Origin of the sequence: Streptomyces sp. NPDC059355 (genome assembly GCF_042752335.1) — a bacterium.
GTDB lineage: Bacteria > Actinomycetota > Actinomycetes > Streptomycetales > Streptomycetaceae > Streptomyces.
On sequence record NZ_JBHYXN010000034.1, the window covers coordinates 58999 to 74041 of the forward strand.

Here is a 15043-nt window from a genome sequence, read left to right on the forward strand (position 1 = left end):
CGGCGAGGTCGTGCCCGAAGGGGGTTAGCCCGAAGCCGTCTTCGGCCTGGACGAGTTCGTGTCGCTCCTCCTCCAGCCCCACCCCGGCCGGCAACGGACCGAAGGTGGCGGCTGGCACAAGGATCCTGACCGGGAGCGGCCGGCCCCGCCGACGGGCGGCCTACACCCGACCGCACGGGGTCCGGCACCTGTTCGCCTTCGACTTTGCACGGACCAGCTCTACGAGCACGTCAAGCAGACCAGGACCAGGTCGAAGTATCTGGACCTCTCCCGCTACCTGCGCTCACTGCCCCGATCGACGTGCCCATTGCGAGCGTCTGTGACAACTACTCACTGCACCTGACGACGAAGCGATGTCAGCGGGTCGCGACGTGGGCAGCGGCGAACGACGTCGAGATCGCCTATACCCGAACCAGAGGATCAGAAGGACGGGCAGTTGTACTGCGTCTCCAGGGGTACCGTGACGCAGTATGTACTGCCCGCCGCCGATTGCGGGACGGCGAAGGCGGCGGTGCGCGAGAGGGGCATCACGACGCTGCCGAGCTTCCGGACGAGGGTCGCCTGGTCGCTCGCCCCGGCAGCCAGGCTGTAGAGCCCGATGGGAATCGTGTCTCCCTGCTTGAAACCGTCGACGACCAGTTGACGCTTGTTTTCACCGCGCAGTCGTGCCCGTTCCGGGTTCGTCGGTACGGCAACCGACTGCCTGTACGAGGCGCTGGTGCTGCCCTGGGTGGCGCTGATGGTGAAGTGGCCCGGAGCCGCCAGGCTTTCACGGGCGGCGGACTGCGGGACGAAGTCCCAGGTTTCACTTTGCATCACGCCGCCGATGTCGTACACCCGCAGCGGCGCACCGTTGAAAAGTGACTCCGGAGGCTCGTACCGGTCGAAGGTAAGCTCGCCTGCGGTGGGCTGCGCGGTGGTGGTGTAGCTATGGCGACCGTCAGAGACGGTGACGGTGACCGCTCGCTCGGCCGTGAATCCGTGCAGGCACAGGGCGTTCTCGCGATTGAACACGAGGTTGCTGGGGCCCTGGATTGTGCTCATCCATACGGCGGGCGAGGTGGCGAACTCCGCAGGCAGAGAGGACAGATCCCGCTTACATTCGGGGGCGTCTCCGTCACCTGCCGCGAGGTTTCTGAACTTCCTTTGCAGTTTCGGGCCCTTGCCCGGGTTGGGTCTGAGTGCGTCTGCGGCCTCTCGGCTCTCCGCTGTGCTTCGTGTTGTCGTGTTCGTTTGACGTGTGGCGTCCTGGGCCGCCGAGCCGCATCCAGCGGCGGCGATGGACAGCAGCACCAGACATCCGGCTAGTTGTCGACGCTTCATCAGCGCTTCCTTCCATGTGCTCATCGTGGGATCGCAGACCCGCACTGCGCGCGGGCCTGGTCCCTCTGCTGGTCGAGGTACTTGCGGTCCGCCTCGTAGTCCTGTCGGCTCGCGGCGCTGGTGCGGAAGGCGTTACGCAGTTGGTCGAGAGAATCCCGCGCGGCCTGGTCTCCGGTGACCAGATCACACCGAGCGAAGGCCCAGGCGGCCAGCCATCCCAGCCACTGGGCGCGCACGGCGAAATGGCTCTCCAGCGCGAGTGCCTCCCGAATGCCGGAGATCGCGGCCTCCAGGTGCCCTCGGTCCGCCTCGCGCTGGGCGGTGATGGAGGCGGCTAGCGCCTTCAGTTCGCGAACGCCTACACCGGGCCCTGCGGCTCGGACCCGCCGAACAACGGCATCGATGGTGCCGTCGTCGCTGGTGAGGCCCGCATTGATCCGGCAATACTCCACCTGGGCCAGGTTGACCGCGGCTTTGAGGCGGCCCAGCGTGGTGAAGTTCGCGTCGGAGGTCAGCCGCCGGAGGGTGGAGGTGACGCCGGCGATGTCCGAGTCACGCAGGGCTCCGGGAGCGCAGTCCGTCGCTGTCACTGCACGCAGATAAATGTTGCCGGCCAGGCTGAGCTGTGCCCGGAGCCGGATGGGAGAGTCCGCCGGGATGGCCCGGTAGTCGGCGCCGGCGGCCTCCAGAACGGAATGCGAAGCCGCCTGCCCGTTGACAGTGGTCTGTTCCAGAGCGTGGCCCCGGAACAGGTGGACAAGGTCCGAGGTAACGAATCCGGTGCCGGAGTCCAGGTCCGACGTTCCTTTGCCGGGCAGCAGCCGGGCGAAGCCGGCTACGGCTTCGGTGGTACGGCCCGAGTGCCAGGCGTCTAGGGCGGAGGTGAACTGGGCAAGACCGCGGGCTTGCCGGACCAGCTCGGCCACCAGGTCGCCCCGGCTGTGGGCAAGGCCGAGGCTCTGGTCCGCGGGGACCGGTGCGCTGGTGTACCAGCCGGCGAGTTCGGGGGCGTCGCGCACCTGGTCGGCGCGGACATACACCGCCGGGCGCACGTTGATCTGCCCGCCGGAACCGGGGGTGACGATGCCGCCGACGAGGATGGTGGCGTTGGACTGGCCGACGAACTTTCGGGTGCGGCTGTCGAGGCGGCCGTGATCGCTTTGGAGCAGTTCGGTCAGCGGAAGCTCGTACTGCGTTGCGTAGTCGTGCACGACTGTGCCTCTGGGAAGGGCCTTGCCCAGGGCCTGGGCAAAGGTCGAGGAGACATCGTCCAAAAGCTGCTGGTCTTGCCCGGAGCCACGGTCCTTGAAGCCGACCACGGCCACGTCCTGCGGACCGGTCAGCCGGTGCAGCGGGGGCGGTGGGGCCTGGAAGCGCAGGAGCACCACGACCCCGCCAGCAAAGACAAAGCCGATCACGACCGCGTACGTGGCGCGCTGCCACCGAGGCACCTCGGCCAGTTTGTCCCGCAGAAGCTGGGTCACGGACCCCAGAAAACCGGTGAAGCCGACCAGGACGCCGATGAGGGTCGCTGCCCGGCCGGGTTTTGCGCCCAAGACGTTGGCCAGGCTGAGAGATGCCGCCAGAGCCAAGCTGATACCGGCCGCCACCACCCAGATCCTTGTGCCGCCCTGGGTGTGATTTGTGGTCCTTGGTGTATTTTCTTCCATCCGCTCGCATATTACGGGCGCTGACTGTTGATAGCCCGTAGGCGCTGCGGTCATCACCAGGAGGGTTCTCTGAGTGTGCTCCGGAATCAGAGAGGCCGGAACGCGCGCCTTGAGTGCACTTCCGGCGGGCTTGGGCTGAGCTGAGGCTTCCCCGAGGTGTAGGGAGAGGTGACAGCAGGTCAGATGGGCCTCACGAGAGGAACCCTGCCGGAGCGGTTCAGCCCGTGGCAGACCGTCCACGGACGCTTCGCCCGGTGGGCTGCCGACGGCACCCTCGACCGTCTCCTGGCCGCCGCCCAGACTGTGGGTGAAGTGGACTGGCTGGTCGCGATCGACTCAACAATGGTGCGGGCCCATCAGCACACCGCCGCCAAAGGGGGCTCGACGAACGGGCCCTCGGACGCTCCCGCGGCGGGCTGACCAGCAAGATTCACCTCGCCTGCGACGGACGCGGCCGGCCGCTGGCCTTCGTGCTGACCGCGATCACCCTCGCCAGCACCCTCATCTGGCTCGACTAGTGATTCGACAAGACGCTGCCTAAGGGCTGTCCCGCAACGGACTTGGAGGGGCAGGGCGGCTTGAGCTCGGCGGTGCTCGTGTGGGGCGGATATTTGGAATGGCCAGTGAACGGGCCTTGACGCCGAATCCCGGACACGGGTTGTGCGACTTCGGTCAACGTAGTTGAGGCTGTTGACTCGTAGGCGATTGGGTTGCGTTGTCCGAGGCGGGAGTGGCGTCGCCGGGTGTTGTATCGGTTGAGCCAGTGGAATGCGCTGATGCGAGCCTCGCGCTCGCTGGGCCAGCTCTTTCTGCCCTGGAGTGCTTCGCGTTTGAAGGTCCTGTTGAAGGACTCCGCGGCGGCGTTGTCCGCGCTGGACCCGATCGCTCCCATGCTCTGGCGCATGCCTGCTGACCGGCAGGCTTCGGCGAATGCCCGGCTCGTGTACCGGGCTCCGTGATCGGTGTGCATGATCGCGCCGGCGAGGCTGCCGCGGGTCCGCTGGGCGGCGGCGAGCGCGTGGGTGACGAGTTCGGTTCGCATGTGATCGGCGAGTGCCCAGCCGGCCAGGCGGCGTGAGGCGAGGTCGACGACGGTCGCGAGGCAGCAGAACTTCGCGCCGTCCACGGGCAGACAGGTGATGTCGCCGACGTATTTAGTGTTCACCTCGGGCGCGGTGAAGTCGTGGTCGATCAGGTCGGGGACCTTTGCCGCTGCCTGATCCGGGACGGTGGTGCGGTGCCTGCGACGCAGCCGCAGGCCCTCCAGACCGGTGCTCTGCATGATGCGGGCGATCCGCTTGTGGTTGACGTGCCCGCCGGCCTCGCGGCGTTCGGCGGTGATCCTGGGAACGCCGTAGGTGTCGTCCGACTCTCGGTGCACGGCCCGTATTCAGGACGCGAGCCGGGCATCGGCTTCGAGGCGTGCAGCCCGGTCCGCGGCCGTCGAACGCCAGTAGTAGAAGCTGGAGCGGGCGACGCCCAGAGTGGCACAGAGCCGCTTCACGCCGTGGCGGCGCTGGTGGTCGGCGACGAACTGGAAGCGGTTCACCAGCGCGTCTCCCCGGCGAAATGTTCTGCCGCTTTCCGCGGGATCTCGCGTTTCTCCTCGAGCTCGCGGATCTTCTGGCGCAGAGCGGCGTTCTCCGCCTCCAGCGGAACCGGCGGCTCGGCGGGGACCCCGGTCCGGTGCCTGCGCGGCCGGCTCGCGCCAGCTGCCCTGATCCAGTTGCGCAACGTCTCGGGATTGACCCCCAGATCGGCGGCGATCTGCTTGATCGTCGCTCCCGGCTGCGACTGGTACAGCGCGACCGCGTCCGCCTTGAACTGGGGCGGATAGTTCTTCATGACCACGAGATGTCCGTTCTCAGATCCTCAGGATCCAGTGTCTCGTGTGTCCGGGATCAGGGGTCAAGGCCCCCTGTTCAGTCACCTGTCGTCGTCCGAGGGCGGTGGGCGGTCCTCGCGATCGGCTTCATCCAGTTCGCGCATGCGGCGCTCGACGCCTTCTTTCAGACTCTCCTCCTCCGACGGATCTTCGTCCGCCTGGGCCGGGCCCGCCGAACCGGGCTCGGGCCGACGGAACTTCTGACGCAGTTTGCCCGCGCGATCCTTGCGCTGCTGAGCGTCATCGCTCACGACGACCTCCCTGACGGCGCAGCCGACGGCCATGTGCGGTTTCGGCCACCCTCACTTCCCCGCCCCCTTCCCTTTGCTCTTCGCCTTCCAGGCCTTCGCGGCGGGGTTCGAGGCCTTCAGGCTCTCGATCTGGACACGCCACCCTTCGGCCCGGGCGCCGGTGGACTCCTTGGCCCGCGCCGTAAGTGCCTTCGCGGCGCTGTAAGACTTGGAGGCCGGACCGCTGGCGGCGAGGCGGCTGACCGTCTTGGTCTTGGCGTCAATGGCCGCGCGGAGGCTGCCGCTGCCGGTCAGGCTCCCCAAGCTGCGGAACGTCGGTTCGTTACCCTTGAACCAGGTCTGTTGCCACCACTCGTCCGAGACCGGCTCGCGCCAGCTGATATATCCGCCGCGCAACACCTGCCGGGGCTTCTTGATGTGACCACCGAAGCTGTAGCGGGCACCCTCGACAGGGACCGGGTCATAGAATCTTGGCGTGAAGAAATCCGAGACGAGCATGCCGTTGATGGTGTAGCCGAACTCCTCGGCCTCTGAGGGGTCGGAGACCTCCACCAGAAACTCCACCATGCCCTGGTCCGGGTGGGGAGACTTGCCGGCCACGAGACGATTCCCGAACGGGTCGGCGCACATCTCCAGCATCTCGTGGCTCGCTGTCAACGACCAGCTCGCGCCGAACTCGATCAGGGAGAACGGCTGCCCGTTCTCATCCGTGTGGAACCCGGCCGCGTCGGGGACGTCGTCGACCACGATCAGCGGCCAGTACCCGACGGGAACGTCCTCAAGTTTGTCGAAGGCGTCTACGGTTGCGTTGACGTCCCAGATGGGCCCGAAATCGCGGGTCGCCTGCTTCTGCAGGGCAGCGGCCACCCGGGTGAGCTGCGAGGGGCTGATCTGATTGGTTCGAGTCTCTGACACGAGGGCGAGCTGGACGATCAACATGGACGTTTGCTGCCTTTCCCTGAGACAACGGCGACTGCCAGACGCCACGAGCTTCACCGAGAGGCAGCCAGATCATGCGCCCGTGCGTCCAGAAGTGTGCGTATGCCAGTCGAACGATGGACACCCATCCACCAGCTGCCGCTGCGTGCCGCCCTGTGCCACCAACTGCAGAATCATTCCCGTCAGCAACGCGCAGCCGCTGCCCTTTGCGTCCTCATGCCGACCACGGCCGCGTAGCGGATCCCTCCGCAGTCGGCCGTGCAGGCGACGGCACGATGGGCCCCCTGCCAGGACGGCAACGCCCGCAGACGAGCCGCCCACGACAGTATCAGCCTCAGTCCATCCGGCTTGGCCCCGGCTTCTGCTCGGCCCAGCTGGGCGCGTCCAGTCCTGCGATGAGCTGACGCGAACGGTTCGACCATGCCTGGGCGGATTGAACAGCTGCCTGGAGATCGCGCGCTGCAGGCAGCGCTGTGCGTCCCGGGAGGTTTTGCCCTCTCCGATCCTGCGCGCGACGTACGACTTCGTGGCGGGGTCAAGGCGCATACGGATCAGGGTGATGGTGTACATGGCCCGGTTGAGCTGCCGGTCTCCGCTGCGGTTGAGGTGGTGCCGGTTGGTGAGTCCGGAAGATGCAGGGATCGGAGAGACGCCTGCGAACGAGGCGAAGGCGGCTTCCGAGCGGAACCTCCCCTGATGAGACCAGCTGACCAGGACCTCACCAGCGTCAGGATCTCCTGTTCGAGATCTTTTGCTTCCGCTTGCAGGCCCTGGATACGTTGGGCAGTGGATCGAAGGGCCCGTGCTGTCATCCGGTGTTCAAGGTCCTGGGTGGGGCGGTCGCGGAGCTGGGCGCAGCGGGTGACCTGGGCTGGGCGCTTGAGTTTCCGCAGTTCGGCGCGGAGGTTTGTCCGGGGCGGAGACGATCAGGGCCTTGAGCTGGTTGATCACCGCAGTGGAGGAAAGGACTGCACCCTGGCGGGTGGCGAGAAGGACGCGCAGTGCCTCGCGTTCGCCGCGGAGTCGGGGCTGTATCAGATGCTCGGTGGCCAGGGCCTCCTTCGCGGCCTGGATGACGTCGGGCATGTCAGTCTTGCGTTCGCCGCGGTTGGCTGCCCGCTTGGGCTGGCAGACCTCGACGACCTGCTCGCCGGCCTGGTCAAGGAAGGAAGCGAGGCCGGCGCCGCCGATGCCTTCCAGGGTCCAGCAGCGGCGGCCGGGGATGTGCTGGCGGGCGAAGTCCAGCAGGCGCCGGTAACCGCGGGCGTTCGCAGGGGCATCAGTGCTGGCCAGGACAGCGCAGATGGGGCTGACGGCCGCTGCCGCGAGGGTGTCTCGGTGGGTATCGACGCCGATGAGGCCATCGACTTGTTCTGCCAGGATGGCCACGTGGTCGTTCTCCTTGCTGGGCGGACGGCTGTCGTCGGCGTCGGCCTGGATGGAGTCACCCCGTGGCGGAACTGTGATGAGTCACGCCGCAAGGCGGTCAAGCTGCTGATCAAGCCAACGGGTGGGCCAGGTCGACGCCGATGTCCGGCAGACATCTCGGGCGCACGGCAGCCCTTGACGGAGCGCCAGTTATGTTTCGAGTCATGCCGGATCATCGGCGTCGAGCCTGGCAGCAACCCATCCCGGGCCGCAGAAGAAGTCTCACAGTTATGTTTTTCGCGGTCCTGCAATGGAGCCGCTGGCCTCCGTGCCCGGTATGGCTGTGTCCCCTCTGTTGAACTGATGACCTAGGGGGTGGTGTCGCCGGGCTTGGGAGGTGCCGTCGGAGACGCTGATGAGAGACCCAGCCACCTGGCTTCGTTCATGTTCAGCAGCAGCGTTTGTCGATGATTTTCGGTTCTGGTCCAGGTTTTGTGAAGCGGTGACGCTCAGTGTTGGTGAACGCCTGATCACCGCCGTCCTCGTCGCGGTGGCGGCCGGGAAGCTCGCCCGGCTCGACGGCGCCAGCTACCCCGCCGCGATCTCTGATTCGGACCCGCACGGCCCCGGCTTCGGGATCGGGGTGAGGGAACTGGGATTCCTGGCCTCGATCGGTGCACTGCTGGAGAAACGACATGCCGGCCGGTGGCCGCTGAGCACCACAGTCCCGGCTCCCACTGCCTGCCGGGCATCACCGGGAACGCCGAGACCGGCTCCAGCTCCTCGAACGCGGCGATCACCGCCCCATCCACCCACTGCTGCCGCACGGCCTGCCCGCCGAAGGCGGCGAACGACACCTCGAACCCGGACCTCATCAGCGTGCTACTCGTCGGGTTGGCAAGGGCGTGGCTCTTTGGTGGGTTGGTCAGTTGATCGGATGTGTCTGTCCGCTTAAAACACGCTCTTGCGGCTCGGCGACCTGACGGGGCAATCGGGCTCCTGCAGCGCTCTGGAGATCTCCGGGCTTCCTCGGCCGAGCCCGTTCGTTTGTTGGTACTCCGTGCGGCCGCATGGAGTACCAACGCGACAGGACCTGACACGGTCCCGGTCCGGGGCTGCGGAGGTCGGGAGTGGAGGTAGTCGTTGAGATAGCTGCGCGCTGCTGCTTCGCTCGCGCCGAGGGCGGCCGCCACGTCTTTGAGCGGCACGTCGCCGGCGTCGAGTTCGTACGCGGCGTCCTGGCCGGTCTGGGCGACGACGTGTTTCAGGTCGGCGAGGGCCTTCAACGCGACCAGCGGCTCGCGGGCGGCCAGGAGCCCGTGGCCCCCGGCGGACGAAGACGCGTTACCCAGGGCATCGGCCTGCCACAGACCATGACACGTGTGCGAATTACGGGCTTGCATGCGAAGAATTCCACAGAACGGTTGTTACTCGGTCAACTGGTCCGGTCAGGTGATGCGTGACGGAGTGCGCCGCGTGGTGCGCCGGAGCGCATCATTCCGGATTGCGGTTGGTGGTGCGGGTGGGTGTAGCGGTCAGTGAATGTCAGGGTCACGCCTGGCTGGTATGTGTGTGGTGTGCAGGTGAGTGTGACGGAAATTTCCGGTTTCGGTAACCGGCTCCGGTGAGGGCTGTAGTCGGTCGTGTGTCGGGTCGAGAGTGGGGTCCTCGGCTCATCCGGGCCGGGAATCCGCACCGCCCTTACCGGCCTGCTTCGGCTGGTGGGGCGCTGTTCTTGAGGGAGCATCACCCATGTCGTCTGTTTCTTCCTCCGTCCGTCGTATCGCCGCCACCGTCCTGGCCGCCGGGGTCGTGGTCGGCGCGGCCGCGCTGCCGGCCGCCGCACAGGACCACGGCCAGCGTCAGCACCCCCGGGTGGAGATCAGCCGGGTCCAGGCAGACAGCCCCGGACGCGACGACCGTTCGAACCGCTCCCTGAACAACGAGTGGGTGGAGATCACCAACACCACCCGCGACGGCATCAACCTCCGCGGCTGGACCCTGCGCGACGCGGACGGCAACCGCTACCGCTTCGACAGCGTCCGCCTGGCCGGTCGTGCCACGATCCGCATCCACACCGGCAACGGCCGCGACACCCGCACCGACCTGTTCCAGAACAGCCGCGACTACATCTGGGGCAACCAGGCCGACACCGCGACGCTGCGCGATGACCGCGGGCGCACCGTCGACACCGAGTCCTGGGGCCGGCGCCACCACTGATTCTTGCGGGCCGGTAGCCGGGGGCCGCCTGGACGGCGGGCGGCCCCCGGCGCTCGGCCCGCACAGACGAGGAGCTGGCGACTGGCCGGCGCGCCCGTATATCGGGCAGGCGCTCGGCCCGGGGCCTGACCACAGGCCGCGGGGAGCGACACGGTGCTGACGGCCAGGCAGCATTGCCGGGTCGGTTTCCCTGCCTCGCCGACGAGTTTGTCTCCGGCTTGGACTGAGGCTCACAGGAGGCGTGAGCGCCGCGGCGTCTGCCCGCGGCCAGGGCCGGGCCCGGTCGGGCGTGTGGTGTCGGACCGGGGTGATCCGGGTGTCGCGTGTGAGGGAGCAGCGCTGGTGAAGGGGGTGATGGCGCGTAGGCGCCGCCGGGTGGGATGCAGTGTGCTGGCGGGGTCGGTGCTCGGCGTGGCCGGGTGGTGGGCGGGCTGGGCCGGGTACGGGACCGCGGGCACGGTGTTGGGGGTTACGGCTGGGGTGGCGGTGCTGGCCGGTGCCTGGCGTACGGGCGGCCATCACTTGTCGTGGGCCGAGGAACCGCCGTCGGACGTCGCCGCGCTGCCACCGGATGCCGCTGCGCTGCCGCCGGGGGAGGAGACGGACGGGGACCGGGAGCGGTAGCTGCCGCTGTTGTAGGCGGGCGGCGACGGGTCGGACCGGGTGGAGGAGTTGTCGGAGCCGCTGCGGCTGGTGGAGATGTCCGCCGGATCAGCTTTGAGCATGTTCAATTTTCCGGTGACAAAGGCGGTTGAGCAGGAGATCATGAACGGAGACTCTCTGGACTCTCCCTTTCTCCGAAGGAGCCCCGCCCCGGTGCGCCCTGCTCGTATGACGGTCCTGCTCGCCGCAGGCCTCGCCACCCTCCTCGGCCTACCGGCGGGCAGCGCAGCCGCCGACCCCCCGAACTACCTGTACGTGAACAACACCGCCAACTCAGGTTGCAGCGACACGGGAACGGGAACGCAGGACGTCCCGTACTGCTCGATATCGGCGGCAGCCAAGGTGGTCCAGCCGGGACAGACCGTGCGGATTGCTCCGGGCCTCTCCTACAACGAGGCCGTCACGATCAACCGCTCCGGAGACCCGGGCAAACCGATCACCTTCAGCGTCGAAACGCGTGAGGGCGCACCCGGGTGGATGGATCTGAACCGGCCCCTGGCCATCAGCGGAGCCTCCCACCTCGTGCTCCGCGGGTGGGGTACGAAGAAGGGCGTCAAGGTCAGCCGTTCCGACGACGTCCTACTCGAGCGGCTCTCCGGTGGTGACACCGAGGGCTCCCTCGTGGTCGGCGATCGGAGTACGGACGTGCGGGTCATCCGAAGCGGCCTGTCGCAGGCCCGGATCGAGGGCGGCTCCCAGCGCACCGTGCTCAGCCGCAACCTGTTCGGGTTCGGCGCCGTATCTGGCCCGGCGATCACCGTCGTGGATGCTCCGGGCACCGTCGTCACCAACAACACCGTCATCGGGGAGTGCGGGCCGATCGTCTCCGTGGCCGGCGGTTCGACCGGTTCCGCCCTCTTCAACAACGTGCTCGAGAGTGTGGTCGTCAGCGGGTGCAGGGCCCCCAAGGAGCCACAGGGCGGCATTTCCGTGTCGCAGACCGCGGCGGAGGACACCCGGGCGGACTACAACCTGATCACCGGTACGCCCGGGCGCACGATGATCCCCTACAACTGGTCCGGCACGGGATACCCGACGCTGGCTGAGTACCAGGCCGCCACCGGCCAGGGCGCTCACGACATCGTGACCCCGTCGCGCGACGGCGTCGGTCTGATCGAAGGTTCGCCCACCATCGACTCAGCTGACGCGACGGCGCCCGGCGCGCTGCCCACCGACCGGTACGGGCAACCGGCCGAGGACGACGCGCGCGTTCCCAACACGGGCAGGGACGGCGGCTATCTCGACCGAGGCGCTTACGAGTTCGGGGACGTCCTGAGCGCCCTGGAGCCGATGGAGCTGGACCAGACCTGGGCGCCGGCGGGCACACAGGTGACGGTGAAGGCGGCGACGAACAGCCGCTGGCCCACAGCGCTCGTCTACACCGTGGACTTCGGCGACGGAACGGCCCCCGTGACCACACGGCAGGGTGCCGCCGACCGAATGACAGCCGCCCACGTCTACACCTCGCCGTGCGAATGCGTGGTCAAGGTGACAGCGGTCAACGGCATCGGGACGAGGGTCTCGGCTTCCCGGCCGACGCGGGTGGGACCGGCCGGACCGCTGACCGCCGCCTTCACCGCCACGCCCGTCCTGCTGCCCTCGGACGCCCCGGCGGCCGACATCGCCCCGTTCACCTTCTCCGTCGACCCGTCAACCACCGCGGCGCCGTGGCAGGTATCGGGCGTGGACGTGGACTTCGGCGACGGCGCCTCCCAGCACATCGACGACCTCCACCCGGTCCGGCACACGTACCGCACGTCCGGTGACTACGAGGTGGGCGTCACCGTCACGGACGTCAAAGGCGCCAGGTCCACCTCCCGCCGGAGCGTGAAGGTCGACTACGCGCCGTCCGGTTACGTGGCCGTCGAGCCCTTCCGCCTCCTGGACACCCGCACCGCCCACACCCAGCTCCGGGGCGGCGAGCCCCTGGCCGTGCAACTGCCGGCGGGCACCGCCGTACCGGGGCACGAGCTGTCGTCGGGGATGACTGCGGCCGTACTGAACGTGACCGTCACCGACTCCACCGAGGAAGCCCACCTCACCGTGTGGCCGGCGGGTCAGCCTCGCCCGGCAAGCTCGAACGTGAACGTCGTCGCGGGCGGCACCTCAGCCAATACGGTCACCGTCCCCGTCGGTACCGAGGGCAGGGTACTGGCGCAACTCAACTCCGGCAGCGCCTCGCTCGTCATGGACTTCGTCGGCTACTACCAGCCCAACGCCGGTGAAGGCTTCACCCCCTTGACACCGACCCGCCTCCGGGACACCCGCGCCACCGGTGTTCCCCTTGCCGAAAGCATCTTCTTCACCGTCAAAGTCGCGGGTCTCGCCGGCATCCCGGCCGACGCCACCGCCGTCGCGCTCAACCTGACCAGCACGGGCGCCACCAGCAACTCTCACATCGCCGTCTACCCGGACCCGGCGCATCGAGCCGCCACCTCGAACCTCAACCCGGAGCCGGGCAAGGACAAGTCAAACCAGGTGATCGTCCCCGTGGGTCCGCAGGGCATCGTCGCGCTCCACATCAACACCGGATCCACCCATGTGATCCTCGACGCGGTCGGCTACTACGGCAAGGACGGCAAGGCCCTCTTCACGCCGACCCTTCCGCGCCGCCTGGCCGACACCCGCAGCACCGGCAAGGTGGCCCCCGGTACCGCCACCACAGTCTCCGGCCTGCCGGCGGACGCCGTAGGCGCGGTCCTCAACGTCACCGCAACCGATGCCACGGCCCCGACCTTCCTGACCGCGTACGGATACGGCGCCACGCGTCCCGAGGCGAGCAGTCTCAACACCCGCCCCGGCGCGACCGTGCCGAACCACGTCACCACCCCGGTCGGCGAGGGCGGCCGCGTCAGTATCTGGAACAGTCATGGCGGCTCCACCCATGTGATCACCGACGTGCTCGGCTACTTCACCAAGAGGTGAGCACGCCCAGGATCCGAGCGTCGGACCGGTCGGACAAACGGGTGTCGATCGCTGGCGTCTGAAGCGGGTAGCGGTTCACGGGGTCGGCCCACGAGCCGCTGAGGCTCCGGTCAGGGCAACGTGTGCCCTGACCGGCCGCAGCGGCCCTGTGATCGCAGCCCTCGCCTCCGCGACGCGGAGAAGGCCCCCCGCCCCACTTCCGCACCGGGGAGTTCTTCCGGGTGGTCGGCGTGCAGGAAGCCGATCTCGAGAGCGGCGCAGGCGGCGGTCAGCTGCTTGGCCAGCTGCTGGTCCGGCCTGCTGCCGCGGTCTTCGGGCAGGTGTACCGGTCGCCAGGTCATCTCGTGCAGGAGACTGCTCGGGTCGAGCGGGGTGAGGGAGACCGCGGCGTCCAGGAGCGTGGCTCAGGACACGGCACCGCCAAGCCGCGGCCGAGCGTCATCCGGGCCGTCATCTCCTCGTCACCGCGGTGGAGTTCCGCGGCCTGGCAGTCGAGGCCGATGCCGTCGGTCCCAAGACCGGACAGCAGCTCCTCGACCGGTGTGCTGACCGGGGTATGCCTCTCAGCCGGTCGGGGTGGGGGTGCTGGTCACGTGGATGTCCACGTTGATGACGGCGTCGGCGATGGCCTGCCGTACCGCGGCGACCACGGTGTCGGTGTCGACACCGTGTTGCTGGCCGAGTTGGGCGGCGAGTGCGGTCACTGCTGCCTGTGTCGCGGCGATTTGTCGTGCGACGGCGTCGGTCTGGTTGTTGTGGACCTTGTCCATCCAGGCCATGACCGCGCCCATGTCGACGGGGAGGCCGGTGGCGGCGTTGGTTTCGGTGTGACGCCAGACGGCGGTCGCGACGGCGTCGAGGTCGGCCTGGGACAGGGGCATGTCGTCCTCCGGGGATCCGAGAGCCCAGGTGCGAAGATCCTGGCGGCTGGGCAGGGGGCAGTAGTCCTTGTCGACGGGGTTGTCGTCGTACTGGTGGAACATCCATCCGGCCTTGATCCCGGGGTCGTCCGCGCGGCGGCCCGCGGTGGCGATCCACAGGAAGTCGCCGCAGTAGCTGGTCGTGTCGACGTTCTTCCAGTAGTCGGCGTTGCAGTACATGCCGACCCGGTGACCCGGCATTCGACCCTTCACGTAGCGGAGCCAGTCCTCCTTGTAGGCCCGTTGGCGGGCCTTGGAGACACCGGCGTTGGCGTTGTCGTAGCCCTCCCAGTCGAGGACCAGGATGTCGCCGGGCTGCCAGGCCGCCTGGTCGAGGAAGAAGTCGGCTTCGCGCTCCGGGTCGTTTGCCATGTGGGGGTAGTGGTAGGCGCCCCAGACCAGGCCGTGGCGTTTGGCGTGGTCGCGCTGGCGGACCCACCTCGGATTCGTGTAGCCGAGGCCCTCCGTGATCTTCGTGAAGACGAAGTCGAGTCCGGCGAGGCTCGGTTCGTCGCTCTGGTAGGACGCCCAGTCCTGTCCGTAGATGCCCATGAGGCGTTGCCCTTCTTGCCGCGGATGGCTCGCCGGCCCCGGCCCGGCAGCCGGTGCTTCAGCGCAGGCCGGGTATTCCAGGTCGGGGAGGGTGACGCCGCCGCCTCGGGCGAGGGGCCAGGACTGGTCGGCGGCGGTGAGGTATGCGGAACGATCGGTGCCACAAGAGGTTCCCCAGCGGCTCGTCGGCCGATACGTGCCTGAGTCGAAGAATCGATTCCGCTTGATGAACCGGCGCTCGGTGGCCGCCGACGTCCCCGGGGCCGGCCCGCCACGGGCCGCCCGGCGCCGGCCTGTTCGACGACCCGGCCCAGGTTCCCTCCCGCA

Annotated in this window: 12 protein-coding genes and 2 pseudogenes; 4 read left to right on the forward strand and 10 right to left on the reverse strand. The window is 68.1% G+C overall.

Annotation, left to right across the window (positions count from 1 at the left end; all coding sequences use genetic code 11):
• Positions 1–420: 420 nt before the first annotated feature.
• A complete protein-coding gene (locus tag ACFXGI_RS27690; protein ID WP_384712049.1) occupies positions 421–1347 on the reverse strand; it encodes a hypothetical protein in 927 nt (308 codons plus the stop codon).
• A complete protein-coding gene (locus ACFXGI_RS27695; RefSeq protein ID WP_384712052.1) occupies positions 1344–2933 on the reverse strand; it encodes a hypothetical protein in 1590 nt (529 codons plus the stop codon). The genes ACFXGI_RS27690 and ACFXGI_RS27695 overlap by 4 nt, the downstream gene beginning before the upstream one ends.
• A gap of 264 nt (positions 2934–3197) precedes the next feature.
• Between ACFXGI_RS27695 and ACFXGI_RS27700 the strand changes: the two are divergent.
• Positions 3198–3472: pseudogene (locus tag ACFXGI_RS27700) on the forward strand (transposase); the annotation flags it as partial.
• A 191-nt stretch (positions 3473–3663) separates the two neighbouring features.
• Here ACFXGI_RS27700 and ACFXGI_RS27705 read toward each other — a convergent pair.
• The 5 genes and pseudogenes from ACFXGI_RS27705 to ACFXGI_RS27725 all read right to left on the reverse strand — a co-directional run.
• A pseudogene (locus ACFXGI_RS27705) lies at positions 3664–4844 on the reverse strand (IS3 family transposase); the annotation flags it as partial.
• Between the two features lie 75 nt (positions 4845–4919).
• Complete coding sequence (locus tag ACFXGI_RS27710; protein ID WP_384712055.1) at positions 4920–5129, reverse strand: hypothetical protein; 210 nt, start codon at positions 5127–5129, stop codon at positions 4920–4922.
• A gap of 51 nt (positions 5130–5180) precedes the next feature.
• On the reverse strand, positions 5181–6068 hold the full coding sequence (locus ACFXGI_RS27715) for a hypothetical protein (protein ID WP_384712058.1): 888 nt from the start codon (positions 6066–6068) through the stop codon (positions 5181–5183).
• A 72-nt stretch (positions 6069–6140) separates the two neighbouring features.
• Positions 6141–6860, reverse strand: a complete 720-nt coding sequence (locus ACFXGI_RS27720) for a transposase (RefSeq protein ID WP_384712140.1) — start codon at positions 6858–6860, stop codon at positions 6141–6143.
• 27 nt (positions 6861–6887) lie between these two features.
• Positions 6888–7457, reverse strand: a complete 570-nt coding sequence (locus tag ACFXGI_RS27725; RefSeq protein ID WP_384712061.1) for a transposase — start codon at positions 7455–7457, stop codon at positions 6888–6890.
• Between the two features lie 1109 nt (positions 7458–8566).
• On the opposite strand from ACFXGI_RS27725, the gene ACFXGI_RS27730 reads away from it, so the two are divergent.
• Both ACFXGI_RS27730 and ACFXGI_RS27735 read left to right on the forward strand, forming a co-directional pair.
• A complete protein-coding gene (locus tag ACFXGI_RS27730) occupies positions 8567–8899 on the forward strand; it encodes a hypothetical protein (protein ID WP_384712064.1) in 333 nt (110 codons plus the stop codon).
• Between the two features lie 289 nt (positions 8900–9188).
• Positions 9189–9656: a lamin tail domain-containing protein gene (locus ACFXGI_RS27735; protein ID WP_384712067.1), complete on the forward strand. Its 468-nt coding sequence runs from the start codon at positions 9189–9191 to the stop codon at positions 9654–9656.
• Positions 9657–10174: 518 nt separating this feature from the next.
• Here ACFXGI_RS27735 and ACFXGI_RS27740 read toward each other — a convergent pair.
• Positions 10175–10381 carry a hypothetical protein gene (locus tag ACFXGI_RS27740; RefSeq protein WP_384712070.1) on the reverse strand — a complete coding sequence of 69 codons (207 nt, stop codon included), beginning with the start codon at positions 10379–10381 and terminating at the stop codon, positions 10175–10177.
• Between the two features lie 91 nt (positions 10382–10472).
• Between ACFXGI_RS27740 and ACFXGI_RS27745 the strand changes: the two genes are divergently transcribed.
• Positions 10473–13244 (forward strand): PKD domain-containing protein, encoded by a 2772-nt coding sequence (locus ACFXGI_RS27745; protein WP_384712072.1) that lies wholly within the window; start codon positions 10473–10475, stop codon positions 13242–13244.
• Positions 13245–13354: 110 nt separating this feature from the next.
• Here ACFXGI_RS27745 and ACFXGI_RS27750 read toward each other — a convergent pair whose 3' ends face one another.
• Positions 13355–13585, reverse strand: coding sequence for a hypothetical protein (locus ACFXGI_RS27750; protein WP_384712075.1), 231 nt, complete (start codon positions 13583–13585; stop codon positions 13355–13357).
• Between the two features lie 222 nt (positions 13586–13807).
• Positions 13808–14716, reverse strand: coding sequence for a glycoside hydrolase family 25 protein (locus ACFXGI_RS27755; RefSeq protein WP_384712078.1), 909 nt, complete (start codon positions 14714–14716; stop codon positions 13808–13810).
• Positions 14717–15043: the final 327 nt, after the last annotated feature.